This is a genomic window from Hydrogenophaga sp. SL48, assembly GCF_021729865.1.
Classification (GTDB): Bacteria; Pseudomonadota; Gammaproteobacteria; order Burkholderiales; family Burkholderiaceae_C; genus Hydrogenophaga.
Genome location: NZ_CP063400.1, coordinates 2785192 through 2811590 on the forward strand (window position 1 = coordinate 2785192; position 26399 = coordinate 2811590).

General features: G+C 70.9%; 19 protein-coding genes and 1 riboswitch. Of the genes, 10 read left to right on the forward strand and 9 right to left on the reverse strand.

Going from position 1 to position 26399, the window contains the following annotated elements:
• Positions 1 to 54 precede the first annotated feature (54 nt).
• Positions 55 to 1044 carry a thiamine ABC transporter substrate-binding protein gene (locus IM738_RS13190; protein ID WP_236961214.1) on the reverse strand — a complete coding sequence of 330 codons (990 nt, stop codon included), beginning with the start codon at positions 1042 to 1044 and terminating at the stop codon, positions 55 to 57.
• Positions 1045 to 1162: 118 nt separating this feature from the next.
• Positions 1163 to 1273: riboswitch (TPP riboswitch) on the reverse strand.
• A gap of 164 nt (positions 1274 to 1437) precedes the next feature.
• On the opposite strand from IM738_RS13190, the gene IM738_RS13195 reads away from it, so the two are divergent.
• The 3 genes from IM738_RS13195 to IM738_RS13205 all read left to right on the forward strand — a co-directional run bounded on the left by IM738_RS13195 (position 1438) and on the right by IM738_RS13205 (position 4384).
• Entirely contained in the window at positions 1438 to 2154 is a 717-nt protein-coding gene (locus IM738_RS13195; RefSeq protein WP_236961215.1) for a hypothetical protein, read from the forward strand.
• Positions 2151 to 3518, forward strand: a complete 1368-nt coding sequence (locus IM738_RS13200) for an XVIPCD domain-containing protein (protein ID WP_236961216.1) — start codon at positions 2151 to 2153, stop codon at positions 3516 to 3518. Before IM738_RS13195 ends, IM738_RS13200 begins: the two co-directional genes overlap by 4 nt.
• 203 nt (positions 3519 to 3721) lie before the next feature.
• Positions 3722 to 4384 carry a class I SAM-dependent methyltransferase gene (locus tag IM738_RS13205; protein WP_236961217.1) on the forward strand — a complete coding sequence of 221 codons (663 nt, stop codon included), beginning with the start codon at positions 3722 to 3724 and terminating at the stop codon, positions 4382 to 4384.
• 85 nt (positions 4385 to 4469) lie between these two features.
• On the opposite strand, the gene IM738_RS13210 is transcribed toward IM738_RS13205, so the two are convergent.
• Positions 4470 to 4640, reverse strand: a complete 171-nt coding sequence (locus tag IM738_RS13210; protein WP_236961218.1) for a hypothetical protein — start codon at positions 4638 to 4640, stop codon at positions 4470 to 4472.
• 116 nt (positions 4641 to 4756) lie between these two features.
• A complete protein-coding gene (locus IM738_RS13215; RefSeq protein ID WP_236961219.1) occupies positions 4757 to 5638 on the reverse strand; it encodes a transglutaminase-like domain-containing protein in 882 nt (293 codons plus the stop codon).
• A 194-nt stretch (positions 5639 to 5832) separates the two neighbouring features.
• Here IM738_RS13215 and IM738_RS13220 point away from each other — a divergent pair, with 194 nt between their 5' ends.
• The 3 genes from IM738_RS13220 to IM738_RS13230 all read left to right on the forward strand — a co-directional run bounded on the left by IM738_RS13220 (position 5833) and on the right by IM738_RS13230 (position 9879).
• On the forward strand, positions 5833 to 8412 hold the full coding sequence (locus IM738_RS13220; RefSeq protein WP_236961220.1) for an FtsX-like permease family protein: 2580 nt from the start codon (positions 5833 to 5835) through the stop codon (positions 8410 to 8412).
• 7 nt (positions 8413 to 8419) lie between these two features.
• A complete protein-coding gene (locus IM738_RS13225) occupies positions 8420 to 9553 on the forward strand; it encodes a lipocalin-like domain-containing protein (RefSeq protein WP_236961221.1) in 1134 nt (377 codons plus the stop codon).
• Positions 9554 to 9663: 110 nt separating this feature from the next.
• Positions 9664 to 9879: a CsbD family protein gene (locus IM738_RS13230; protein ID WP_236961222.1), complete on the forward strand. Its 216-nt coding sequence runs from the start codon at positions 9664 to 9666 to the stop codon at positions 9877 to 9879.
• A gap of 51 nt (positions 9880 to 9930) precedes the next feature.
• On the opposite strand, the gene IM738_RS13235 is transcribed toward IM738_RS13230, so the two are convergent.
• Positions 9931 to 10638, reverse strand: coding sequence for a Crp/Fnr family transcriptional regulator (locus IM738_RS13235; RefSeq protein ID WP_236961223.1), 708 nt, complete (start codon positions 10636 to 10638; stop codon positions 9931 to 9933).
• A 251-nt stretch (positions 10639 to 10889) separates the two neighbouring features.
• On the opposite strand from IM738_RS13235, the gene IM738_RS13240 reads away from it, so the two are divergent.
• Complete coding sequence (locus IM738_RS13240) at positions 10890 to 12035, forward strand: OmpA family protein (RefSeq protein ID WP_236961224.1); 1146 nt, start codon at positions 10890 to 10892, stop codon at positions 12033 to 12035.
• A 319-nt stretch (positions 12036 to 12354) separates the two neighbouring features.
• A complete protein-coding gene (locus IM738_RS13245; RefSeq protein ID WP_236961225.1) occupies positions 12355 to 13386 on the forward strand; it encodes a polymer-forming cytoskeletal protein in 1032 nt (343 codons plus the stop codon).
• An 11-nt stretch (positions 13387 to 13397) separates the two neighbouring features.
• Here the strand turns inward: IM738_RS13245 and IM738_RS13250 are convergent, their stop codons facing one another.
• Positions 13398 to 14609, reverse strand: a complete 1212-nt coding sequence (locus tag IM738_RS13250) for an IS110 family transposase (protein WP_236961226.1) — start codon at positions 14607 to 14609, stop codon at positions 13398 to 13400.
• A gap of 353 nt (positions 14610 to 14962) precedes the next feature.
• Here IM738_RS13250 and IM738_RS13255 point away from each other — a divergent pair, with 353 nt between their 5' ends.
• The gene (locus IM738_RS13255) at positions 14963 to 15646 is read left to right on the forward strand and encodes a hypothetical protein (RefSeq protein WP_236961227.1); all 684 of its coding nucleotides are present in this window, start codon (positions 14963 to 14965) and stop codon (positions 15644 to 15646) included.
• Between the two features lie 9 nt (positions 15647 to 15655).
• Here IM738_RS13255 and IM738_RS13260 read toward each other — a convergent pair whose 3' ends face one another.
• A complete protein-coding gene (locus IM738_RS13260; RefSeq protein ID WP_236961228.1) occupies positions 15656 to 15853 on the reverse strand; it encodes a hypothetical protein in 198 nt (65 codons plus the stop codon).
• Positions 15854 to 15918: 65 nt separating this feature from the next.
• Positions 15919 to 16638 (reverse strand): Crp/Fnr family transcriptional regulator, encoded by a 720-nt coding sequence (locus IM738_RS13265; RefSeq protein WP_236961229.1) that lies wholly within the window; start codon positions 16636 to 16638, stop codon positions 15919 to 15921.
• 204 nt (positions 16639 to 16842) lie between these two features.
• Between IM738_RS13265 and IM738_RS13270 the strand changes: the two genes are divergently transcribed.
• Positions 16843 to 17433: a sterol desaturase family protein gene (locus tag IM738_RS13270; RefSeq protein WP_236961230.1), complete on the forward strand. Its 591-nt coding sequence runs from the start codon at positions 16843 to 16845 to the stop codon at positions 17431 to 17433.
• Between the two features lie 20 nt (positions 17434 to 17453).
• Here IM738_RS13270 and IM738_RS13275 read toward each other — a convergent pair whose 3' ends face one another.
• Positions 17454 to 26066 (reverse strand): GH36-type glycosyl hydrolase domain-containing protein, encoded by an 8613-nt coding sequence (locus IM738_RS13275; protein ID WP_236961231.1) that lies wholly within the window; start codon positions 26064 to 26066, stop codon positions 17454 to 17456.
• Complete coding sequence (locus IM738_RS13280) at positions 26067 to 26309, reverse strand: hypothetical protein (RefSeq protein WP_236961232.1); 243 nt, start codon at positions 26307 to 26309, stop codon at positions 26067 to 26069.
• Positions 26310 to 26399: the final 90 nt, after the last annotated feature.

Here is a 26399-nt window from a genome sequence, read left to right on the forward strand (position 1 = left end):
GCCACCCGGTGCGTCCCCCCTCCAGGGGGGAAGCCGCGAAGCGGCGCAGGGGGTTCATTTCAAGACGGTCTTGGTCCAGCGCTGCATCCAGGCCTTGCCCTTGGCAGAGGCCTCGGCGGCGGGCGGGTTGTCAAACGCCGTCGGCTCGCTCGCGTGCGCCTTGATCACGTCCACGCGCGCGGCGCCCGCCTCGGCCGGGAACATCCACATCGTGGTCTGCAGCGCCTGCTGGGCCGGGGCCGAGCGCAGGAGCTCGATGAACTGGCCGGCGGCGGCCTGGGCGGCCGGGTTGCCGCCCTTGACCAGCGCCACGCCCTCGACCTGGCGGAACACACCGCCCTTGAGGAACAGGTTGGCCGTGGGCGACTCGGTGATCTTCTCCTTGCTGTAGAAGACCTCGGCCGCCGGGCTGCTGGCGTAGCTCACGACGATGGGGCGCGTGCCGCCGTTGCGCGTGAACTCGGTGTAGTAGGCCTCGGTCCAGCCCTTGACCACCTTCAAGCCGTTGGCGCGCATCCGGCCCCACCATTTGAAGGCACCCTCTTCGCCCAGGCCAGCGATGGTGGCGTACACAAAGGCCTGGCCCGGGCTGGAGGTGGCCGGGTTCTGCACCACCAGCAGCTTGGCGTAGGCGGGCTGGGTCAGGTCGTCCAGCGAGGCGGGCAGCGCCAGGCCCTTCTTGGCGAACCAGGCCTTGTCGATGTTGAGCGTGACGTAGCCGTAGTCCACCGGCACCACGCCGCCGTCCAGCGCCACAGCCGCCGCGCGCTGCGCCGCCGGGCCGCTGTAGGGCTCGATCACGCCAGCCGAGAGCGCGCGCGGGAGCAGCGTGTTGTCGATGCCGAACACCACGTCGGCGATGGGTTTGGCCTTGGTGAGGATGAGCTTGTTGGTCATCTCGCCGGCGTCGCCGGCCTTGACGATCTGCAGCTTCGTGCCGGCCTCTTTCTCGAACTGCGCGAGCAGCTCCTTGGGCAAGTCGAACGAGCTGTGGGTGAGCACACGCAGGGTCGGCTTGGCCTGCGCGTGCGCGAGGGGCGACAACGCCGCAAGGGACAACGAAGCCAGAACCCAATGAAAAATCCGCCGCTGCATGTGAAACCGCCTTGTCAAAAAAACGCCTGCTGGAAGCGCTTGAAAGGGACGGATCACTGCACCACAGCGGACCGGCTCATCACGCTCCCTACGCTGGCACAACCCAGATCAGGTGAGAGGGGTATTTCTCAGCCGCTGCCCGCATCGCTGCGGGTGGTGGGCACCCCCGGTGAAGCTGCGGATTGTAGTCGTCGCTCATCCCTTTTTTGGAGAGAGGGGCCGTGTCCACCACCGGCTGCAGGCCAAGAAGCCCCACGGGCTTTACCTATACTTCCAGTAGGCCTATCGGTGTACACAACCGGGGGCCGTTTGTCATGGCCGAAAAACATCAAGGAGGTGTGTGTGCATGAATTCCCTTTTCACCGCTGGGGCCGAGTGGCCTGCATCGTTGCCGTCTGGGGGCCGCTGATGGCCTGCCAACCCACCGCGCCCACCGGGCAGCCAACCGGCACTTCCGCCACCACCGCACAGGCCACGGGGGCGCAGAAGAACGACAAGTCGGAGCAGGCGCATCTGTTCAAGGTCAATCCCTCGCCCAAACAGGTGTTCGAGGTCGAGTTCGAGATTCACGATGCGCCGGGGCCGTTGATGGCGGTACGGGGAAGCGCTGGTTACAGCGCGACGCAGGCCCCCAACTGCACCTTCGTCACCAATGCCTGGGCTGGCACCTGGGGCACACCGTTCAAAGGTCTGAGCTTGCCCGTCACACCCATGGGGCCCAATCGCTTTGTGATGACGGTGGCGCTGGACGGCATGCTGGACGAGGACTACTACGGCAAGGGCGTTTGCCGTTGGAAGATGGGCGGCGCGGGAGCGGGTTTCGCTGCCAGCGCGGCGGAGGAAGACACCCAATATGGCTTGTCACTGGACGCAAAGGAGTTCGTGGACGGCGCCACATACCGGAAGTACTACTGGAAAGGCAATTACCCTCAAAGAAAGACGAAAAACGAATCTGGCATTCCCTCGAGCTCCGCTGGTGTTTCCAAGCCTGAAGACCTCTTGCCCGGTTTTCGTGAAAACGTCTTCTCTATCACCGCCAAAGTGCGGGTCAAGCCATGAGTATCAGCAGCCAGCAATACGCGGATCTGTCGTTTCGCGTCTATCGAAGTACGCCCGCCCGAAGCTACGCGCGCGCCGATGATTCAGCTCCTTCTGTCGAGTCGGGTGACGTGAAGTTCTACATTCGCGCTCATGTGGACAACCCAAGGACCGGTTACCAGGGCACCATTTACCAGCGCAGGGACACCGGGGAACTCGTGGTTGCCCACCGAGGCACCGAATTCGACCGCGAAGCCTTCAAGGACGGCGCACTGGCCGACGGCGGCATGGTGCTCAATCGCTCCAATCTTCAAGCCGACGATGCGATTGCCTTGACACGTCAAGCCATCAATCTGGCCAAAGAAGACCAAGGCGACGGTTACCCTTCCGGCCCCGTCACCACCACCGGCCACTCCCTCGGCGGCACGCTCGCCCAGGTCAGCGCCCACCATTTCGACCTCAAGGGCGAGACCTTCAACGCCTATGGCGCCGCCAGCCTGGGGCGGCGCATTCCCGAGGGCGGGCACTCGGTGATCAACCACATGATGGCAGGTGACGCCGTGAGTGCCGCCAGCCCCCACTTCGGCGAAACCCGCATCTACGCCCGGCAACAGGAGGTCGATACGCTGCTGGCCAAGGGTTACGACAACAAGACCCACTGGAGCGACCCGCTGCGCCCCTATTCCCCCGCGCTCTGGGCCGCGGGCATGACGCCGCCGAGCACCCTCAGCGCGGCGGTGGCCATGGGGGGCAGCCACAGCATGCACCACTTCGTGGGCGTCGATGCCGCAGGCCAGCCCGACCGCTCCATCCTGGACGATCCGCAGGCCCGCAGCCTGGCGCAGCAACAGTCGGTGCAGATCGGCGAGTACCGCCACGACGTGCGCCAGATGCGCGGCGTGTTGACCGCCGTGTCTCGCGGCCTGGACGGCAACGTCAAAGACGCCATCGACACGATTCGCGGCCCGCACGACCCGGGTGAGCCCTCGCAGCGCGACCGCAAGGGTGCCTCGCTCGACCCGACGGCCCTGCCTCAGGGGTCGCGCCAGTTGCTCGACGACAGCCGCGACCATGTGCAGCGGCTGGCTCAGCAACACGGACTGCCGTGGGACCAGGGTCTGGAGAACACGGTCCACGCACTGGCGCAAAAGGGCTCGGAAGCGGGCCTGCATCGCATCACCCACCTCAAGGTGGACGGCGGGCAGATCCGCTTCGCCGAGCAAGACGGCCTGACCCTGAAAGAGGCCCGGATCGATGCCCGGCAGGCGGCCAACACGCCTGCGGACGGGTCGGTGCAGCGCCTGGCCACGGCCCCGACGCCCGATGCCCAGGCGGTGGCGCACGCAGACATGTCCTCACGCGCACCGGCCATGAGCCGGGGCTGAACACCCCCACCCGGCGGCGGCGCCGCCATGCGCTGCATGCCTTGACACCCGTGGTACCGTGGTCAGCGCCCGCCACCGCCGCGGGCCACCCGCGAGATCGCCTCCTCGGCCCCGCATGCCCGTGCCCGTGGTTTCCATGGAAGCGCTGTGCCCGTTCGATCAGAACCGTTTCACAACGCCACCCACCATGAAGACCACCCCCCATGCACGGCTACCAGGTCAAGCACCAGACCATCACCATCGGCGGCTGGGACTACGCCATCCGCTCCCTGCTCGACAAACAGCAATACGCCGACCCCCAGGGGGCCGCTGAAGACGCGGGCATGGACGCCTCGGGCTGGCCGCTGTTCGGCCAGGTCTGGCCCTCGGCGCGCGTGCTGGCGCTGCTCATGCACAGCCACGCGATCGCCGGCAAACGCATCCTGGAAATCGGGGCCGGCCTGGCGCTGGCCAGTCTGGTGATCCACCGGCGAGAGGGCGATGTGACGGTGACCGACTGGCACCCGCTGACCGGGGCCTTTCTGCACGAGAACCTGCAGGCCAACGGCCTGGGCCCGCTGCCCTGCGAGGCCGGCAACTGGGCGCTCGACGACGCCGACGGCGCCAGCGGTCTGGGCCGCTTCGACCTGATCATCGGCAGCGACGTGCTCTACGAGCGCCAGCAGCCGGCGCAGCTCGCGCGCTTCATTGACCAGCACGCCACCCCGGACGCCCGGGTGCTCATCGTCGACCCGGACCGCAGCAACCGCAGCGCCTTCTGCCGGGCCATGGCCGCGCTGGGCTACCGCCTGAGCATGACGCCCGCCGAGACCCGGCTCGAAAGCGGCGAGGCCTACAAAGGGCGCCTGCTTCGGTTCAGGCGCTGAACGCCCACGGCCCCACGGGGCCTGAAAACACAAAAAGGCCCTTGCGGGCCTTTGTCGTCCGACCGCGAAGGTCGGGGAACGGCGATCAGCCGCCCTTGCTCGGGCGCTTGCCGGGGTTTTTCTTGGAGCGGGTGGCGACACCACGCTCCAGGCTCACGCGCTGGCCACGGCCGCCGATGGGCTGCGCCATGCCGGGCATGGGAGTGGGACGGGGAGTGGCTTTGCGGTCGGCTTCGGTGACGATTTTGTTGCCCATGACGGTTCCAGAGAGAAAAGTTGAAAACCCCTTATTAGGCCACAGGCGCGGCCCTGGCCTGGCGCCGACGGACGGGCGGAGGCGGCCCGCCCGTCGCTGCGCGGCCCCGGGGAGGGTCAGAAGCTGGTGTGCCAGCCGCTGTCGGTGGACAGCGCTTCGGTGCGGTGCACCGGCATCTGCCAGCCGTTCTGCGGGTTCTCCTGGGCCGAGATGTCGATGACCGGCGCCTGCGCCTGCACCCCGCCGAAGATGGTCGCGAACGAGGCATCGGCCGCATCGCGCCCGGTGCCGATGCGCACGAAGCCCATGGGAATCGCGGTGCCGGAGGGGTCGAACAGGTACCAGCGGTGGCCGAGGTAGACCTCGACATAGGCGTGGAAATCGGTCGGGCCCAGGGCCGGGTCCGCGCCGTAGTCGATCGCGGTGGTGAAACGCGCCGGGATGTTGAGCGCGCGGCACATCGTGATCATGAGGTGGGCGAAATCGCGGCACACGCCCTTGTGGTCGTTCAGGGTGTCCAGCGCCGAGGTCATGGAGTTGCTGGTGTTGGACTCGAACGTGACCTGGCTCTGCACCCAGTCCTTGATCGCCAGCACGCGGCCATAGCCCTGCGGCATCTGCCCGAACAGCGAGTTGGCCAGCGCGGTGACGCAGTCCGACTGGCAATAGCGGCTGGGGTAGATGTAGAGCAGCGCGTCGGTGGGCAGCTGGGCCACGGGGGTCTCGAACACGGTCTCGGGTGCGGCCTCGTGGTGCCGGATGTCCAGCGTGGCGCGGTAACGCACCTGCAGCGGGCCCGCGCCGGCCGTCAGGCGCAGGGTGCGGTTGCGTGTGGCGGCGTCGGTGTGCATGACCAGGGGCACGGGCTGGCTGACCTGCAGCTCTTCCCAGACCACGGTCTGCTGCGGCGAGAGCGCCGCCTGGATGTTGAAGATGAAGTCCGCCGAGGGCGGGTTGACCGTGTAGTTCAGGTCGATGGCGAGGTGGATGCGGACCATGGGGATCACCGTAAAAAAGTGGGGGCTGCAAGGGCAGCGCGGTGGCGCGCTGGGTGGGCGGTGAGCTCCCCGGCAAGAGGAGAAGCATCTTAAGTGCGGTGCTCCCGGGCGTCGGTGCGCTGTCGAACGCACCGCACGGCCCGGGCATTCACCGGTCGGATCGCCAGACGGACGGATGGGCTTAAGCTCAAACCATGCGCGCGCTGTTGACCACTTTTTCGATGCAAGAACTGCGCCACCACCCCTGGCGCAACGCCTCGGCGGTGGTCGCGGTGACGCTGGGTGTGGCGCTCGCGCTCGCGGTGCAGTTGATCAACGCCTCGGCCCTGGCCGAGTTCGCGGGCGCGGTGAGTGCGGTCAACGGCCAGCCCGACCTGGAGCTGCGCGCGCGCCAGGGCGATCTCGACGACGCGCTGCTGGAGCGGGTGAACGCCGCGCCGGGCGTGGCCCTGGCCAGCCCGGTGCTGGAGGCGACCACCTCCTTGCGCGGCGCTGGAGACCAGCGCATGGTGGTGCGGCTGGTGGGGGTGGACGCGCTCTCGGTCGCCGGTGTGTCGCCCGCGCTGATGCCGGTGCCCACACCCGGCGCCGATGCTTCGGGCGAACGGCGGTTCGACCTGTTTGCGCCCGACGCCGTGTTCCTCAACCCCGCGGCACGGCAGTCCCTCGCCGCAGGTGGCCCTGCGCCCGCAACGGTGGCCGTGCAAAGCGGGCTGGGGTTTCAGACCCTGCGCATCGCCGGCACGGTCAACGCACCCGGCGGGCCGCTGCTGGTGATGGACGTGGCCGCCGCGCAGCAGCTGATGGGCCGTGTCGGCGCGCTCTCTCGCATCGACCTGCGGCTGCAGGCAGGCACCACCGCCGAGGGCCTGCTGCAGGCGCTGGCCCTGCCGCCCCACGTGGTCGCGCAACGGCCCGAGCAGGCCGGCCAGCGCGCGGACAGCCTCTCGCGCGCCTACCGGGTCAACCTCACGGTGCTGGCGCTGGTGGCGCTGTTCACAGGCGGGTTTCTGGTGTTTTCGGTGCTCTCGCTCTCGGTGGCGCGGCGCCAGCAGCAGTTCGCGCTGCTGGGTGTGCTGGGCCTGTCGGCGCCGGAGCGCCTGCGCCTGGTGCTGGCCGAGTCGGCGATCCTGGGCCTGATCGGCAGTGCGCTGGGCGTGGCGCTGGGCACGGGGCTGGCCGCGCTGGCGCTGCGCGTGCTCGGGGGCGATCTGGGCGGCGGCTATTTTTCGGGGGTGGCGCCCGCGCTGCAATGGAGCGCGCCTGCGGCCCTGCTCTACGGCGCGCTCGGCGTGGTCGCGGCGCTGGTGGGCGGCTGGTGGCCCGCGCGCGCCACCGCGCAGATGGCGCCCGCGCTCGCGCTCAAGGGCCTGGGCGGCGGTGGCGCCTCGCGCCCGAGGCACCACGCGGCGGCGCTCGCCATGGTGCTGCTGGCCGGCGCGCTGGCCTGGGCACCGCCGGTCGCCGGCATTCCGCTGGCGGCCTATGTGTCGGTGGGCTTGCTGCTGGTCGGCGGCATCGCCGCGCTGCCGCTCGCGGTGGGCGCCCTGCTCGACCGGCTGGCGCCGTGGGTCCAGCGCCGCGCGCTGCCGATGCTGGCGGTGGAGCGCTCGCGCCGGCAGCGCGACACGGCCGCTGTGGCCACCAGCGGCGTGGTCGCGAGCCTGGCGCTGTCGGTCGCGCTCACGGTGATGGTGGCGAGCTTTCGCGATTCGGTGACGCTGTGGCTCGACGGTGTGCTGCCCGCGCAGCTCTATGTGCGCAGCGGCGTGGGGGGTGTGAGCGACGGGCAGGCGCTGCCGCCCGATTTCGTGAACGCTGTGCGGCAACTGCCCGGCGTGCAGCGCGTCGACCCGCTGCGCACCAGCAGCGTGCTGATGGACACCGTCTTGCCGGCCGTCACCGTGCTGGCGCGGCCACTCGCGATGGCGCCGGGCGCCGACCCGGGCCAGCGGCTGCCGCTGATCGACCCGGCGCTGCCCCTGCCCGCCGGCGACAACCGAGTCGTGGCGGTGTACGTGAGCGAGGCCATGCTCGACCTGCACGGCGCGAGGCCCGGTGGCTGGCTCGACGCGCTGGCCCCCGCCTTCCCCCGGGCGCCCGCCGGCACGCGCTTTTTCGTGGCGGGTGTCTGGCGCGACTACGCGCGGCAGCACGGCAGCGTGGTGATGGACCTGGCCGACCACGTGCGCCTCACGGGTGACACCCGCGTCAACGACCTCGCCCTGCACCTCGCCCCCGGCACCGACGAAGACACTGTGCGCGAGGGCCTGCGCGCGCTGGCGCGGCAGACCGGCGCGCAGGACCTGATCGAGCTGGCCTCGGCCGGGCAGATCCGCGCCACCTCGCTGCGCATCTTCGACCGCAGCTTCGCCGTCACCTACTGGCTGCAGGCGGTGGCCATCGGCATCGGCCTGTTCGGCGTGGCGGCGAGCTTCAGCGCGCAGGTGCTGGCGCGGCGGCGCGAGTTCGGCCTGCTGGCCCACCTGGGCCTCACGCGCCGGCAGATCCTCGGCGTGGTCGCGCTCGAAGGCCTGGCCTGGACGGTGCTCGGCGCGCTCGCCGGGCTGGCGCTCGGCCTGGGCGTGAGCGTGGTGCTGGTGCATGTGGTCAACCCGCAGAGCTTTCACTGGACCATGGACCTCGCCCTGCCCTGGCTTCGCCTGCTCGCGCTGTGCGCCGCCGTGGTGCTGGCCGGCACGCTCACCGCCTGGCTGGCCGGGCGGGCCGCCGCCAGCCGCGACGCGGTGCAGGCCGTGAAAGAAGACTGGTGACCCGCCCATGAACCACAAGCCCCTACACCTCAAGCCCACGAGCCTGCCGCGCCGCGCGGTGCTGATCGGCGCCGCCGCGTCCGCCCTGCCCGCCTGGTCGCTCGCCCGCGACGCGGCGCTGGTCTTGACACCCCGGCCGCTGGTGTTCCCGCGCGACCACGGCAGCCACAACGACACCCGCACCGAGTGGTGGTACCTCACTGGCCAGGCGCGCGACGCCGCGGGCCGCGCGTTCGGCTTCCAGGTGACCTTCTTCCGCAGCCGCATCGACAGCACGCAGGCGCTGCAAAGCCGGCTGGCGGCGAAGCACCTGCTGTTCGCCCACGCGGCCATCACCGACGTGCAGGGCGGCCGCCTGTGGCACGAGCAGCGCATGGGCCGCTGGAACGGCGAGGCCCCGGCGCAGCGCGAGCGCGGCGTGTTCGCCAGCACGGCGGACACCGACGTGGCCCTGCGCGACTGGACGCTGCGGCGCGGCCCCGACGGCACCTACACCACGCGGATCGAGAGCGACACCCTGCAAATGGCGCTGCAGGCCAAGCCGGTTCAGCCGCTGCTGCTGCAGGGCGACCAGGGCTTCTCGCGCAAGGGGCCCAGCCCTTCGCAGGCCAGCTTCTACGTCAGCCACCCGCAGCTCGCCGTGCGCGGCACGCTGGGCCTGCAAGGCAACTCCTTCGAGGTGCAGGGCACCGCCTGGCTCGACCACGAATGGAGCGAGGCCCTGATGCACCCCGACGCGGTGGGCTGGGACTGGATCGGCATGAACCTCGACGGCGGCCACAGCCTTACCGCCTTCCAGCTGCGCCGCCAGGACGGCAGCAAGCTCTGGGCCGGCGGATCTTTCCGCGCGGGCGGCAGCACCGACGTGTACCGCTTCATCCCCGGCGAACTGGACTTCGTGCCGCAGCGCCACTGGACCAGCCCGCGCACCGGCGCGCGTTACCCCGTGGAGTGGCGCATCCGCACGCCGGCCGACTTCTATACGGTCAAGGCCGTGATCGACCCGCAGGAACTCGATGGCGACGCCAGCACCGGCACCGTGTACTGGGAAGGCCTGTCCGACCTGTTCGACAGCAACGGCCGGCGCGTGGGCCGGGGCTACCTGGAGATGACGGGCTACGCGAAACGCCTGGTGTTGTGACCCGGGGCGGGTCGGCACGGGCTTGGTTCGATGGCGCACAGACCACGGCAGCGCGCCGTCCCATCATGGCCCTTGGTGAAGCCTTTCTTCACCGCAACCAAAGGACTCACATGAACTGGGACACCATTCAAGGCAACTGGAAACAACTCACCGGGCAGGTCAAGTCCCAGTGGGGCAAGCTGACCGACGACGACCTGACCGTCGTCGCGGGCCACCGCGACCAGCTCTCCGGCAAGCTCCAGGAGCGTTACGGCATCGCCAAGGACGAGGCCGAACAGCAGCTCAAGGACTGGGAAGCGAAGGCCGACGACGCCTGGCTGAAGTGAGTCACTGAGCGGGTGCGCCCGGGGCTGACCACCGGCCCCGGGGCTCCCCCGTCAGGCCCGTTGGCGGCGGCTCGTCAGTTCGGTGTGGTTTGACTTGTCGGTCGCGTAGCAGCTGCAGGCCTCGGCCTCCAGCGCCGGACGGTCCAGCACCGTCAGGTCTCCCCGGTGGTAACGGATGATGCCGTTGCGCTGAAATCCCCCGGCCGCCACGGTCACGCCCACGCGGCGCACACCCAGCATCAGCGCCATGAACTCGTGGGTCACGTGAAAGCTGTCGGTCTTGGCCCGGTCCTGGCTCATCAGCAGCCAGCGCGCCAGGCGCGGGCCGATCATGTGAAATCGCTCGCAGGCCGAGGCCCTCGCCTGCTGGTGCAGCCTCACGAGCAGGCTGGTCTGTATCACCTCGCGCAGCGCCGGGTTCCTGTCGATCTGATCGCGCAGCACCTGCGCGCCGACGCGCAGGCTGCTCCCGGCACCCTGCACCAGCGCCCGCCACGGCGTGGGCGCCATGCCCAGCAGCAGCTCCGAGCCGACCATCGATTCACGCCCCACCATGCCCACCTCCAGCCCGGGGTAGCTGTCCACCTCGACCACCAGCGACACAAACCCCGTCAACGGAAAATAGGCATGGCTCAGCGGCTGCCCTCGCGCGCTGAGCTCCGCAGACAGCGTCAACTCAAAGGGTTCACACAGGGCCAGAAAGCGCTCGCGTTCCAAAGGGGGCAAGCGCTGGATCAACAGGTTTTGGGCAAGTGCCATGGGGCATGGGTTCAGGGTTCGTTCAGCGACACCCAAAGGGATGGCGTCTGAAAGGCATGCGGCACGTCGTGCCAACGCCATCCCAAAACAGTCTGGGGCACACCGCGCGCCATCACTGTCTGCCAGCGCACAGAGCGACACCGTGTTGCGAATCAGCACATGTTCGACACCGCACGGACGGCCTGTGAGCAGACTTTTACAAACGGAGCACGCACTCCGCGCAACGCGTTCACCACGCAAGAAAGCCCCCCATGAAAAACCGCCCCCCCTTCCGTCTTCTCGCGCTCGCCGGCCTCGGTGCCCTGCTCGCCGCACCCGCGTTCGCGCAGGACACCAGCCACTTCTATGGTGGCGTCGGCGCCGGCATCGCGCGCTCGGCCAACGAGACCGCCCGCACCACCGGCGTGCTGCTGCCCGGCGTGGACACCCTCTCCAGCTCCAGTGACCGCAACGACAACGCATTCAAGGTGTTTGGCGGCTACCAGATCAACCGCAACATCGCCCTGGAAACCGGCCTGTACAGCCTGGGCAAGAGCCGCTTCACGACCACCACCTCACCCGCGGGTTCGTTTTCGAGTGCCACCAAGGTGCGCGGCCTGAACTTCGACGTGGTGGGCACCCTGCCCTTCACCGAGCGCTTCGCCGGCCTGGCCCGGGTGGGCGCACACCACGCCTGGTCCAAGGAAGACTACAGCGGCACCGGCGCCAACGCGGGCATCGCCGCCAGCACCAAGCACAACAACACCAACTTCAAGGTGGGCGTGGGCCTGCAGTACGAGCTGAGCCCGGCCATGTGGATCCGCGGCGAAGTGGAGCGCTACCGCGTGAAGGATTCCACCGGTCGCCGCAACAACATCGACATGACGTCGGTGAGCCTGGTGTTCCCGTTCGGCCGTGCCGCACCGCGCGTCGTTGCCGCGGCACCGGCACCGGTCTATGTGGCCCCCGCGCCCGCACCGGCGCCCGTGATGATCGCCCCGGCGCCCGCACCGGTGGCCATCGCACCGGCGGCACCGCAGCGCGTGAGCTTCTCGGCCGACACCCTGTTCGGCTTTGACAAGGACACCGTGCGCCCCGAAGGCATGGCCGCGCTCGACACCTTCAGCAACCAGCTCCAGGGCACCAGCTACCAGTCGATCACGGTCGAAGGTCACACCGACCGCATGGGCTCGACGGAATACAACCAGGCCCTGTCCAACGACCGCGCCTCGACGGTCAAGGACTACCTCGTGACCCGCGGCAAGCTCGATCCTTCGAAGATCAACGCCGTCGGCAAGGGTGAAGGCTCGCCCGTGACCCAGGCCGGCGACTGCCCGGACAAGCAGTCCCGCGCCAGCCTGATCGCCTGCCTGCAGCCCGACCGCCGCGTGGAAGTCGAAGTCAACGCCACCCGCTGAGCGTCCGCGCAACCCCTGCCGCCGCGAAGGCGTCAGGGGCTGCCCTCAAGGCCCGCCCCGGTGCACCACCGGTGGCGGGCCTTGTCACGTGAGGGCCACGCTGAACACCCGCCCGTGCACCGTTCCGGCTGGGGTGTATGCGTGACGCAGGCACATTCGCTGACACCTGTATCGTTCTGTACGCTGACGCACAGACCTCCGTTGGGTGGCCTCCACAGAATCGCCACTCCATTGCAAGGGGATGCGCCGTGAAACAGAACCGCCATGCGCTGCCGACCGCGAGGCCCTGCGCCGCCGCCCGCAGGGCGGGGGTGCCACCATGAACACCGCGCCGGGTTTCGTGCTCACCCTGTTCCTGCTGACCTGCGCCGTCCTGTTGCTGCTGCCCTTCTACCCCGTCTGGCGGGCGTGGCTGAGGCCCACCCATCGCCAGGCCCGCCGCAGGGCCGGCGGTGACGACCCGGCCAGCCTGCTGCTGCAGCAGCTGGGCACCCTGTTCGGCAGCGGCGGCGCGCTCGCCAGCGGGTCGCTGAAACAGGCCCTGGTGCGCGGGCACCGGCCGCTGGCCACCAGCCACCACCGCCCGCAGGTCGGCGCCCGAATCCCGCACCCCGACCCGGCCACGCACGGCCGCAGACCGGCCCATGCCGCCGACCTGCAGCTGCGCGAAAACAGCGACTTCCACGAGGTGCTGGCCGATGGCCACCTGGTGCTCGGCCCGCGCAGCCGGGTCCGTGCCTGGGCCCATGCCGACAAGACGCTGCTGCTGGGCGAATCCTGCGTGGCCGCGCGCCGCCTCACGTCGGACCATGGCATCGCGCTGGCCCACGACTGCTGCTTCCAGTGGGTGCAGGCGCCGGTGATCGTGTTTGGCCGGCCGCGCACCCATCAACACCCCGACAGGGACCTGCGCCAACGCCGGCTCCCGGCGCACGCGCCGCTCAAGGACGCACGGCCCTGGGGACCCCAGGGCTGGCAGGTGGACGGCGACTGCATCATCCAGGGCGGACAACGCTTCACCGGCTCGCTGCTGGTCACCGGCGTGTTGTCGATCGGGGCGGGCGCGCTGCTGGAAGGCGACGTGAAAGCGCACAAGGGCATCGTGATCGGTGAACACGCGCACGTCACCGGCAGCGTCGTCTCGGACCACGGCATCCGCGTGTTCAACGAGGCCGTCATCGGTGGGCCCCTGGTGTCCGAATCGATGCTGCAGCTCGGCGTCGGGGTGCGGCTGGGCAGCCTGCGCGCGCCCACGCGCATGAGCGCCCAGGTGATCCTGGCCGACGACGGCGTGACCGCGCACGGCAGCGTCCGCGCCGCGCAGACCGGTCTGGTCTGGGGGCTGGCATGAGACACCCTGTGTCAACCCCCCGCCATTTTGAGCATGGTTTGAAGCCCGCCGTGGACGGCGGGGTCGTAAGGTTTGCGGTCGATCCAGGCGCGCCAGATGACACGCAACCAGGCGCGGCTGAGGATGCGGATGGCGTGAGGGTGGTCGCAGCCTCGGCCACGCGCGTTCGCATAGACGTCGGCGGCCCATGCGCTGGCATGGCGGGAGTTGTCGGCCAAGGTGGTCAGGGCACGGCGCAGCCGGTGATTGCAGGCCCAGCGGAAGGTCACGGCCTTGTGCTTGCCCGAGGCGTAGGTGACCGGTGCGACGCCGGCCTCGGCGGCCAGGTGTTCGTCGGAGTCGAAGCGCTCACGCACGCTGCCCAGCTCGGCCAGAATCTGTGCGGCACAGATGCGCCCGGCGCGCGGGAAGCTCATGAGGATGCGGCCATCGTCGCTGGCGCCCACCTGGTGCTCGATGCGGCCCGACAGCAGCCGGATTTGATCGACCAGTGTGCTCAGGGTGCGCGCCAGACTGCAGACGAGTTCGCCCTTGGCGTCCATCTCCAGCTCGCCCAAGCCAACGGCTGGGGCCTGCCTGAGCCGTTGCAGCAATTCCTCGGCGCTGCGCCGGCCGCAGTAGGCGTGCTGGGAGCAGAAGGCGGCCATGCGCTTGGGGCCAAGCCGGCTGGCCACCTCTGGCGTCGGGTAGCGCTGGATGAAGGCCAGCGCGATGGGCGAGTCCACATCGGCGAAGATCTCGGCGGCACCGGCCCAGTACGACTCCAGCAGGGCGCGCAGTTGGTTGGCCAGTTGCACGCGGGTGGCCACCAGGTCATCACGGCCGCGCACCAAGGCACGCAACGCGCGGATCTCGTCGGACTGCGCGGCCAGCGGTTTGAAGCGGTGGCCGTCGGTGCGCAGCAGGTCGGCCAGCAAGTAGGCGTCAGAGGCGTCGGACTTGCCGCCGTGGCTGCGGTAGCGCGGCCGGCTGGCCTTGACGGCGTTGGGGTGGATGGGCACGACTTCGAAGCCGGCCTCCACCAAGGCGTCGACCAGCAGCCCGGAGGGACGCTCGATGGCGATGCGCAGCACGTGCAAGGCGCGCAGCTGGCGCAAGAGTTCACGCAAGCCGTCGGCATCGTGCGCGACCTCCCACTGCTTGCAAACGGCGCCGCGCTCGTCGATGACGCACACGGCGTGGGTTTGGCTGGCCCAATCCAGCCCGGCGAAGATGGAATTCATAGACAAACTCCTGCAAGTTGCGGTATGACTGGCCGTGCCGGAAGCCCACGCGGGACGCTCACTGATCGGCGCTCACACCCTGAGGTCAGTGCGGCGCAACACCCTGTAGCCCGTCTGGGTCTTCCGGCACCTTGCAGGCTGCGGGTCTCATGCGGGCCGTCGTACGGCGAGCGCCGCAGGCAGTCACTGCAAGGGCACGGAAGTCAATTCGAACGATCCGCCTGGACACGGCAACACGTCAAACACGGGTTGCCCACCGCGGCGCTCGGTCGGTTCGTCGCAAGCGCCGACCAACCGCCACCGTGGACAACCCTGCACCGCCTTTCATCCAACGGGGAAGAGAGGGTAGTCCAGTGAGCCCGGCCAGCCTGCTGATCCCGGGGTCGGCCGAGCGCGACGCCATCCGCTCCGCCAGCGCACGGCTGGTCGACGCCCGGCGCAGCGCCAGCGCGGGCGAGCGGGGCAGTTTCAGCCTGCGCGTGAGCCCGCGCGGCGCCCTGGAATTCCTGCTCCTGGCGGCGCTGCCCTGCGCCGCCCTGCTGGCCCTCAGGCCCCAGCTGATGGCCGCCTGGCACGGCAGCATGCTGTGGTGGAGCGAACGGCTGGCGCTGCCACTGGGCCTGGTGCGCACCGGGGGCGCCACCTCGCTGGAGTGGCAGCAGGGCCCCGCGGGCGCGCTGGCGCCCGACGCGGTCACCGGCGTGATCACGGCCGCGGCCGTGACCGGCCACCTGGCCGCGCTGCTCAACGCGGGCTTCTACCTGATGCTGGCCACGCCGCCGCTGCTGGCCCTGGGCTGGGGCGTGCTGCACATGCCGCTGCGCCAGAAGCTGCTCGGCCCGGTGCTCGTGGTGGCGTACTTCGCCGTGATGCTGCCGCACCAGGCCCTGCTGCACGCGCTGGTGGTGCAGCACGTCTCGGCCCTCTTCGTGCCCGTGCTCTACCTGTGCTTCGGCGCCGTGCTGGACCTCATGGTCTTTGTGGCGCTGTGCGCCTGGCTCACGGGCATGGCGCCGGCCACCGGCAACGCCCGCTGAAGCCGGGGTTCAGCTCCTGATCACGTAACGATCGCGGTCCGCGGCGGGCTCCAGGTGCAGGGTCACGCGCGTGATCGGGCTGGTGTGCGTCGGGTGGAGCGGCCCGGGCACCTGGCCCGCGGGCGGGGCGCCCTCGCTGGTCATGTCCTCTTCCTGCTGCTCCTGCGTGATCGACTGGGGGGTGGCGCGGTTGGCAACGGTGATCATGCAGGGCTCCGGGTGGGGTTCAGGTTGGGGTCTGTGCAGCATCGAACAGGGGCCGGGGCCAGCCGCTACACCGCGAGCTGGCCGGGCAGCAGGCGGTCGTATTCCTTCTTGACCACGCCGTAACACTCGCACACCCGGTCTTCCAGACCGTCGCGGTCGAGCACGGTGATGTGGCCGCGTGCGTACCGGATGAGGTTGAGCTTCTGCAGCTTGAGCGCCGCTTCGGTGACACCCTCGCGGCGCACGCCCAGCATGTTGGCGATCAGCTCCTGCGTCATCACCAGCTCGTTGCTGCTCAGGCGGTCCAGGCTCAGCAGCAGCCAGCGGCAAAGCTGCTGGTCCAGCGAGTGGTGGCGGTTGCACACCGCGGTCTGGGCCATCTGCGTGATCAGCGCCTGGGTGTAGCGCAGCAGCAGGTGCAGCACCGGGCCGGAGCGGTTGAACTCTTCCTTGATGTCGGCCGCGCGCAGGCGGTAGCCCTTGCCCGCGCTCTGCACCACGGCGCGGCTGGGTGTGGTTTCGCCGCCCATGAACAGGGCGATGCCCACCAGGCCTTCGTTGCCCACCACCGCGATCTCGGCCGAGGCGCCGTTTTCCATCACGTACAGCAGGGAGACGATGGCGTTGATGGGGAAATACACGTGGCTCATCTTGCTGCCCGATTCGTACAGCACCAGGCCCAGCGGCAGGTCCACCGCCTCCAGCAAGGGGCCGATGCGCTGCCACTCGGGCGCGGGCATTGCGGCCAGCAGGTGGTTGCTGGATTGAACGGGGGGACTTCCCATGGGTGATCTCGCGGTAAGGGCGCGGCTGCCCCGGGGCCAAAGGTGTGACTGGTGGGAGTATGCGGAGCACAGTGTGCGCCGTATGTGCGGCAACGCACATACGTGGACCGATTCGCTGTGTACGCCAGTGCACAGACTCTGTATCGCCTGACCGGCAATATGCGCCCCTGATCCCCGGCTTCGGGGCGCCGACAAGGAGCCTGCATGCCGCTGTCACGGACAGAACACCGCCGCCAGGCCCACCGCAACGACCTGTGGCTGGGCAGCGTCGCCGTGCTCGGCCTGGGCGTGTGGCTGGCCTGGCGCACACCGGCGGGCATGGGCCTGGCGATGGGCGCGGGTGTCGCCGCGGGCCTCGTGGCCTGGAGCCCCCTCGAATACGCGCTGCACCGCTTCGTGCTGCACCGCCTGCCGCTGTTCGAGGGCTGGCACCTCGAACACCACCGCCAGCCGACCGCCCTGATCTACATCCCCACCTTGCTCGGCGCCGCGTTGATCGGACTGGTGGTGTGGGTGCCCGCCTGGGCGCTGCTGGGCCCCTGGCTCGGCGGCGCGGTCACGCTGGGGGCGTTGACCGGCTACCTGGCCTACACCTTCACCCACCACGCCCTGCACCACGGGGCCTCCCGCATCGCCTGGCTGCAGCGCCGCAAATACTGGCACGCCAAACACCACCACCTGGCGCACGGCTGTTGTTTTGGCGTCACCAGCGGGTTCTGGGACCGGGTGTTTCACACCGACAGCCACAAGGCACCACCCCCGGTGAGCATCCCGGTGGTGCGCCGTGGCGGCTGACCGGCACCGCGCCGGCCCGCTCAGGGGGCGGGCGGCAGGGGGATCACGAAGCCGCTGTGCTGCGGCAGGTCGGTCCAGCGCAGGCGCTCACCCACCTGCAGCAGCTGCGTGTGGGGCTCGGTGCTGGCGGCCAGTGCCGCCAGCGGTTCGCCGCGCACCAGCACGAAGTGCATGGAGCGGCCGCCGCGCTCCAGCGTGAGCTCGGCGCGCGGCCAGTGGGTCGGCAGGCAGGGCGTGAACCACAGGTCGTCGGCCTTCAGGTGCAGGCCCAGCAGGGATTCCAGCGCCGCGCGGTGCAGCCAGCCCGCCGCCCCGGTGTACCAGCTCCAGCCCCCGCGCCCGGTGTAGGGCGGTGCGCTGTACACGTCGGCCGCCATCGCATAGGGCTCCACGCCGTAGGCCGCGCCCCACTGCGGGTGCGCCGCGCGGTGCGCCGGGCTCAGGCAGGTGAAGTAGCGGTAGGGCGTGTTGCGGGCCAAGGTGTCGCCCGGCTCGCCGAGCGCCACCTTGGCGGCGGCCATCAGCGCCCAGACGCCGGCGTGGGCGTACTGCCCGCCGTTCTCGCGCACGCCCGGCGGGTAGGCCTGGATGTAGCCCGCGCTGGGGCTGGCGTGTTGCAGCGGCGGCTCCAGCAGGCGGATCAGGCCGTGCCCGGTGTCCACGAGGTGCGCCTCCACGGCGTCCATCGCCAGGCGCTGGCGCTCGGGCGGGGTCTGCTCGCTCAGCACGGCCCAGGCCTGCGCGATCAGGTCGATGCGGGCCTCAGCCTGGCCGTCCGAGCCGAGCGGGCTGCCGTCGTCGAAGAAGGCGCGCTTGAACCAGGCGCCGTCCCAGGCCGCGGTGTTCAGGGCCAGGCGCCAGCCCCTGAGCGCGGCGTCCCAGCGCTGCGCCCGTTCCACCTCGCCACGCGCGTGCGCCAGCGGCAGCCAGTCGGTGACGATGCTGCACAGGAACCAGGCCAGCCAGACCGACTCGCCCTGCCCTTCGCTGCCGACGCGGTTCATGCCGTCGTTCCAGTCGCCGCCACCCATGAGCGGCAGGCCGTGGGCGCCCACGCGCAGGCTGTGATCGATGGCGCGTGCGCCGTGCTCGTACACGCTGGCCTGTTGTTCGCTGATGGCGGGCGTGTCGTAGCGGTCTTCCGCGCCCTCGGGCACCGCCGGGCCTTCGAGGAAGGCCACGCGCTGGTTCAGCAGCGCCGTGTCGCCGGTGGCCTGCAGGTAGTGGGCGGTGGCGTAGGGCAGCCACAGCAGGTCGTCTGAAAAATGCGTTCGCACGCCCGCGCCCCCGGGCGAGTGCCACCAGTGCTGCACGTCGCCTTCTTCAAACTGGCGCGAGGCACACAGCACGATCTGGTCGCGCAGCAGCGCGGGCCGCGCCCACACCAGCGCCATCGCGTCCTGCAGCTGGTCGCGGTAGCCGGTGGCGCCGCCCGCCTGGTAGAAGCCGGCCTTGGCCCACAGGCGCGAGGACACGGTCTGGTAGAGCAGCCAGCGGTTGACCATGGCGTCGAGCAGCGGGTCGGGCGTGGTCACCTGGGCGGCACCGAGCAGGCCGTCCCAGCGCGCCTGGGTGGCGCGTTCGCGCTCGGGGGCGGTGGTCTGGCGGGCCTGGCGCATCAGGGTGCGGGCCGCGTCGGCGTCGGGCGCGTAGCCCAGCAGGAACACCTGCTCCAGGGTGGCCCCGGCGCGCAGCGTGACCGGCCGCGACAGCGCGGCACACGGGTCCAGCCCCTGCCCGCCCTGCTGCCCCAGGCGCTGCGGCAGCACCAGCTGACCCTGCGCGCCGAAGAAGGCCCGGCGGTCGCAGGTCCAGTCCAGGCCCTCGGGGTCGTCCACCCCTTCGTGCGACTCGCAGAAAAAGGCGGTGCCGCCACCGAAGCCGCCGGCGGCCTCCGTCTGCGTGCACAGCAGGCCGATCAGGCCCGCGCCCGGCTGGCTCACGAAATACGGCTTGCAGCGCAGCGTGGCGCGGTCGCTGCGCTTCTCGCCCATCATCCACTCCACCAGCCCGATGACGCGCAGGTGCGCCTTGCCCGCGCCGAGGTTCTCGAGCCGGATGCGCACCTGCTTGACCGCGCTGTCCGGGTCGACGCACCAGCTCACCGACACGGCCAGCTCGCCGCGGTGGTGGCGGATCGTGGTCAGGCCCTGGGTGTGCGCCACCTGGTAACGCGTGGCGTCGGCGCCCCAGGCCGAGGGGGTGAGGCTCCAGACCTCGCGGGTGCGGCGGTCCTGCAGCAGGAACCACTCGGACGGCGGGTCGCCCACCGGGTCGTTGGCCCAGGCGGTGAGCTGGTTCAGGCGGCTGTTGAGGGCCCAGGTGTTGCCCCCGCCGCTCTCGGACACGATCGCGCCGAAACCGGGGTTGGCCAGCACGTTGGTCCAGGGCCGCGCCGGGGCCAGGCCGGCCCCGACCTCGAAGGCAAAGTCGCTGCGCGGCCCGGTGAAGCGGCCCGTCGATGGCACGGTCGCGGACTCGCCCAGGCGCAGCGGCACCGGTTCGGGCGCCAGGCTCAGGCCGCTCCACAGGCGCGGCACCGGCGCCTCGTGGCGGTCGCACCAGGCGCGCACCTGGTGCGACAGGGCCTGGCCGTCGGCCTGCAGCTGGATGCGCGCCAGGGCCTGCAGCGTGCTGACCTGCTCGGGCGACAGCTCGTCGAAGCGCAACAGGTGCAGGCCGGTCACGGCCTGCCCGGGGCGGGCCTGCAGGTCGGCGGTGTGCTGTTCGCGCAGCAGCGCCAGCTCACGCTGCAGCGGCATCTGGTACGAATGCGGTTCGCGGCTGACCACGACCACGTCGCAGGCCACGCCCGCGCGCGACCACTCGCGCAGCACCAGCGCCAGCACGCGCAGCAGCGCCAGGCCCTGCGGCGCTGCGGCGTGCACCAGCAGCAGCGGCCGGTCGCCCGAAATGCCCAGCCTCCACAAGGTGCGCCGGTCGCTGAGCGGCGGCGCGGCCGGGGGCGCGACCGCGCCGGGGGCGGGGGGACCGTCGGCCCGGGGCAGCGTGAGCACCATCGCGGTGGTCAGCGCGTGCAGCACGGGCAGGTGGTCGGTGCGGGCGCGGTTCCCGAACGACGGGATGCCGGCGAGCGTGGCCGAGACCACCGAGGAGCGCTCCACGTAGCTGGGCTGGCGGTATTTGTCGACCACCGCGAGCAGCGTGGCCGCGTCGTCGCTGGCGGCGGTGCCGAAGGTCACGGTGGCCTGCGCGCCGGGCGCGATCCGCAGCCGCACACCGAGCGCGGCCACCGGGTCCAGCCCGGTGTGCAGCGCCGCGGCCTGCAGCGGCACCGCGTCCATGCGGGCCAGCGGCTGGCCCGGCGTGTGCAGCCGGCCGAGCCAGCGGGCGCGGTCGGTCTGGCAGCGCAGGCCCAGCACCTCGCCCTCGGCGCTGGCCACGAAGTGCGCCGCCTGCAGCGTGCTCTCGGTCTGCAGGCGGGGCGTGCGCACGCAGCGCAGCGCCTGCTGCGCGGGCAGCCAGTCGGTTTTCACGAACAGGTTGGAGAACGCGGGGTGGGCCTCGTCGGCCGCGTGGCTGGTGAGGGTGATGTCCAGCGCCGAGATCAGCTCCAGCTCGATGGGCTCGCTGCTGCGGTTGACGAGCACCACCTTGCGCAGCTCGATGTCGTCCTCCGGGCTGACCCAGACGGTGGTGCACACCCGCAGCTCGGGCCAGGTGGCGTCGAAACACACGCGGTCGGTGTGGAAGCGGCACTGGTAGCTGGCCTCGGGGTCGGGCGCGGGGTGCCGCGTGACCGACACCGGCGCGCCGCTGCCGCCCAGGCGCAGGTAGACGAAGGCGCCGCAGGCGTCGCGCAGCGCGTCGTCGCGCCAGCGGGTGATGCCGGTCTGGCCCCAGCGGCTCCAGCCCGCGCCGTTGGAGCGCAGCGTCAGGCTGTAGCGGCCGTTGGACAGCAGGTGCGTGGGCTCCAGCGCCTGGGCGCCGGGGTGCAGGGTGCGCACATGGTCGGGCGCGCGGCGCGCCTGGCCCTGCTGGGGCAGGCGCTCCGGCGGTGGCAGACCGGGCAGCTCGCGCGGCGCGCGCTCGTGCAGCAGCGAACACACGGCTTCGATGCGCGGGTGGGCCATGCCCCAGCGCTGCGCCACGCCGCCGCAGAGCACGTTGGCCAGCGCGACGATGCTCATGCCCTGGTGGTGCGCCATGAAGGTGTTGACCAGGGTGAAGCGTTCGCCGTGGGTCTGGCGCGACACCGTGTAGTCCAGTGCCTCGATGAAGCCGTAGCGCCCGCGCGCCGACAGCTCGCTCAAGCGCCGCAGGTTGCGGCAGGCCAGGCCGGCGTCCACCTGGGTGGCCAGCGCCGTGGCGTAGGGCGCGATCACCCGCTCGGCCACCGGGGTGCGGCGCAGCGCGAGCCGGGGCACGCCCTGCGGCGCGTACTGGTAGGCCAGGGTGTGGTCCTGCCCGGCGTAGGCGCTCTCGGAAATGCCCCAGGGCATGACGGTGCCCTGCACGAAGGCCATCTGCTCCTGCAGCGCCGACGAAGCGGCCTCGTGGAGCGCGCTGTCGCGGGGCTGCGCCATCACCAGCGTGGGCATCAGGTACTCGAACATCGAGCCCGACCACGAGCGCAACACCGCGCGCCGCCCGCTCGCGAAGAACGGCCGGCCCAGCGCCGCCCAGTGGCGCACCGGGAGGTCGCCTTTGGCGATCGCCAGCAGGCTGGTGGTGCGCGATTCGGAGGCCAGCAGGTCGTAGAAGCTGGTGTCGAGCTGCTGCTCGTCGAGCCGGAAGCCGATGTGCAGCAGGTGGCGTTTGGGGTGGTAGAGGAAGCGGTAGTCGGCCTCCCAGGCCATGCTCTCCAGCTGCCCGGCCAGCGCCAGCAGGCGCCCGGTGGCCCGTTCACAGCCCCCCGCGCCCTGGGCGGCCACATCGCGCTGCGCCGAAGCCAGCATGGCCAGGTGGTCGGCCAGCAGCCAGCGCAGCTGGTCCTGGGGCGTGGCGGCGTGGTTGACGATGGCGGGGTTGCGCGAATGCAGCAGGCCGCCCAGTTCCGCCTGGGCTTCGACCAGGAGCGCGCGGAACGCGGCGCACGCGACCGCCTCGTGCGGCGCGGGCTGCGGGGTGTCGAGCAGGCAGGCGATGGCGGTGTGCGGCAGCGGCTGGTGCAGCAGGGTCTGCAGCATCGGCAGGTGGGGCAACAGCCGCTGGCGCGAGCGCTCGATGGCCTGCAGGCCCAGCGCCACCTCGTGCGGGTCGCGCGCGAGTTCGATACAGGCCTGCGCCACCGTGAGCAGGTGCGCGCTGAGGTTGCCGCTGTCCACCGTGGACACATAGCGCGGCAGCAGCGGCTGCAGGGTTTCGGTGTCGTACCAGTTCAGGAAATGGCCGCGGTGGCGCTCCATCTGCTGCAGGGTGGCGAAGGTCGCCTCCAGCCGGGCCAGCAGCTCCTGCGTGCCGATCCAGCCGAACTGGCGCGCGCAGGCGGTGCTCAGCAGGTAGAGGCCGATGTTGGTGGGCGAGGTCCGGTGCGCCACGATCTCGTAGGGCGAGACCTGCAGGTTGTCGGGCGGCAGGTGGTGGTTCTGCGCGTCCACGCAGCGCTCGAAGAGGCGCCAGGTGTCGCGCGCCACGCCGTCCAGCAGCTCGCGGTCGGCGGCCTTCAGTGCACCGTGCCGGCGCGGCCACGGCGCGTTGGCCCCCCACACCAGCAGCGGGGCCAGCGCCCACAGCGCGAGCACCAGCAGCGTCAGGGCGCTGGGTGGCGGCCCCATCAGCCACAGCGCGTTCAGCCACAGGCCCCCCAGCCACAGCAGCGCGGCCAGCGGCTCGGCGCGGTGCCGCCGCAGCGTGGGCCACAGGCGCGTGCTCAGGCCCGCCTGGGCGGCCTCGGCGGTGGTCCATTCGAGCAGGTGCCGCCGGCTCCGCGCCAGCCGGTACAGCGTGCGCAGCACGGCGTCGAGCGACGCGAAGGCCTGCTGCTGCAGCGTGGCGAGCTGCCAGAGCCCGCCGCCGACCGCGCGCAGCAGGTCGACCGCGGCCGTGGCCACGAAACGCTCGCCCGCGAGGTGCCACTGGCCGGGCACCCAGCCCGCGAGCGCACCCATCAGCGGCCCCGCGCTGTAGGCGGCCACCGTGAGCGCCAGCGCCACGGGCAAGGACAGGCCCACGCCCAGCATCGCCAGGCCGATCAACAGCAGCGAGGCCGGTGCCACCAGCGAGCGGCGCATGTTGTCCAGCAGCTTCCAGCGGTTGAGGGCGCCCAGAGGCCAGTCGCGAGGGCGCCGCAGGAAAGGCAGCAGCTGCCAGTCGCCCCGCGCCCAGCGGTGGCCGCGCGCGGCGGCGGCATCGGCGTGGCCGGGGTCGGGCTCGATCAGGGTCACGTCGGTCACCACGGCGCAGCGCACCAGGGCGCCTTCGAGCAGGTCGTGGCTGAGCACCTGCTCGGTCGGCATGCGGTCGGCCAGCACGGCGTGCAGCGCGGCCACGTGCAGCAGGCCCTTGCCGGTGAAGCTGCCTTCGCCAAACAGGTCCTGGTAGACGTCGGAGCTCATGGCGCTGTAGGGGTCGATGCCGGCCTGGCCGTCGAACAGCCACTGCCAGGCGGTGCGCACACCGTCCTCCGCCAGCGGGGGCACCACGCGCGGCTGCAGGATGCCGTAGCCCTGCAGCACGCGCCGCCCGGTCGGGTCGAGCCGGGGCCGGTTGTGAGGGTGCTCGGCCACGCCGACCAGCGTGCGCAGGCGGCCCGGTGGCAGCTGCGTGTCGCTGTCGAGCGTGAGGATGTAGCGCGTGTCCGGCGCCATGCGAGAGAGCTCGCCCAGGTCGAAGAACGGCCCGGGCGTGCCGGTGGCGAGTGCGCTCACCAGCTGCTCCAGCTTGCCGCGCTTGCGCTCCCAGCCCAGCCAGTTGCGCTGCGTGGCGCTTTGCACGCGGCCCCGGTGCAGCAGCAGGAAACGCGGGGGATGGCCCGGCGCCTCGGGATAGCGCGCGTTGAGCGCGGCCAGCCCGGCTTTCGCGTGTTCGACCAGGTCGTCGTCGTCGGGGCGGTGTTCGGTGTCGGCATCGGCCCAGTCGCTCAACAGGGCAAATTGCGCGTGGGCCTCGGCGTTGGCCAGGTGGTGCAACTGCAGGCGGTGCACCAGCTGGTCGATGGATGCGCGGTGGGTCAGCATGGCCGGCACCACCACCATCACGCGGGCGGTGGGCGGTATGCCCCCGGCCAGCAGCAGGCGCGGCAGGTGCGAGGGCTTGACCGATTCGCTGATCAGCCGGTTGACCACCGCCACCACGGCCTCCGACGCGGGCAGCAGCATGAGCAGCGCCACGAACACGGTGCCGAGCTGCGTGGGCCAGCCGGCCGACAGCCAGCCCGGCTGGTGCAGCAGCGCCGCCACGAGCAGCAGCGCGCCCACCAGCAGGGCACCGAGGTAGGCGGGGGTGCGCGACACCTTCAGGGTCGAGCGCCACAGGCTGGCCGCGCCGGGCTTCAGGCCCAGCGTCTGCTCCAGCGCCCCGCGCCCTTCGCCCTGCAGCCAGTGCGAGGCCAGCGCGGTGTGGTCGGCGTGCTGGCGCATCAGGCCCAGCAGCACCTGCGCCACCGCGGCCTCGCCCTGGCCGCTCTGGGCCGCCAGGCGCTCGATGCCGTGCAGCGTGGTGTTGCGGGTGGCGTCGTCCTCGGCCTCGAACACCGGCGACTCCAGCATCACGCGGACCACCCGGCTCGTGCGCGCGACCACGCCGGCCCAGTCGGCCGCGCCGATCAGGCGCAGCGCGGTGACGGCGTTGCCCACGCTCAGGTGGTCGGCGGCCTGGGCCGCGTGCTGCTGGGTCTGCAGCGCGGCGAGGTCGGGCACGGCCTGCTGCAGCCAGGCGCGCACCTGCGCGAGCGTGGCGTCGTCGGCGGCCGGCACCGTCCCGACCAGGCTCTGGGCGAGGTGCGACAGAAAGACCTGGCCCACGCCGCGACGGTCCATCAGCACCCGCATGTCCTGCACGTTGGACAGGCTCAGCGTGTCGATGCGGCTGGCGCTCAGGCTGGCGAGTTCGCGCGCGGCCTTGTGGCTGGCGATGCGGTCGGCCAGGCGGCGCAGGTTCTCCACCAGCACCACGCGCAGGGTCGTGGGCAGCGCCCAGAGCTCGCCCTGGTTGAGTTCGCGCACCTCCTGGTAGGCGTCGAGAAAGTGCACCAGCAGGGTTTCATCGAAGGCGCTGTCGGTGTGGGCGACAAAGGCCCAGGCCACGCCGTAGATGCGCGGCAGCCCCACCAGCGGGGCGTCCTGCAGCACCGGCAGGGAGCGGTAATAACGCGGTGGCAGCCCTTCGCGGATCTCGCGCAGCTGCCCCTCGATCAGGTGGAAGTTGTCGAGCAGCCACTCGGCCGCCGGGCTGATGTCGTTGCCGTCGAGCGCTTCGAGCGCGATGAACTGGTGCGCCGCGCGCAGGGTGCGCACATTGCTCTGCAGGCGCGGGTAAAACGTGGCCTGGCCAAAACGGGCGGGGCCGGCGCGGTGGGTGGCACCGAGGCTGCGGCCGTGCTGCTCGAACCGCTCGACCCCGAACAGCTCGGAGCGGATGGGGTCCAGCGCGAGGCCGCGCGCGGCATCCAGTGTGCGTTCCAGCCGTTTCGGCACCCAGCTCCATTGGGCCGACAGGCGTGCATCTGCCACTTACAGCATCAACCAGGAACCGCCCACCAGCACCACCATCACCAGCGCCGAGGTGACCACGCGGCCAGCGAGCATGCTCCGCATTTCGTTGGCACCGGCCTGCAGGCTCTGCAGCGGACCGCGCAGGGCGCCGCACAGGCTCAGGTGGTCACTGAGCGCCGAACGCTCGGTGGAGGAGATGTCCGCCGGGAGGCCCATGGAAGCGGTGTCCCAGCGGGGTTCGAGAGGGGAGGTGTTGGACATGATGGGCGCTTTCGGAGAGGGGGAACGGGGAGAGGTCGGAGCTGAGTGAAGGTTGTACGGCGAACACCCTTCCGGGTCTGTGCGCCTTCG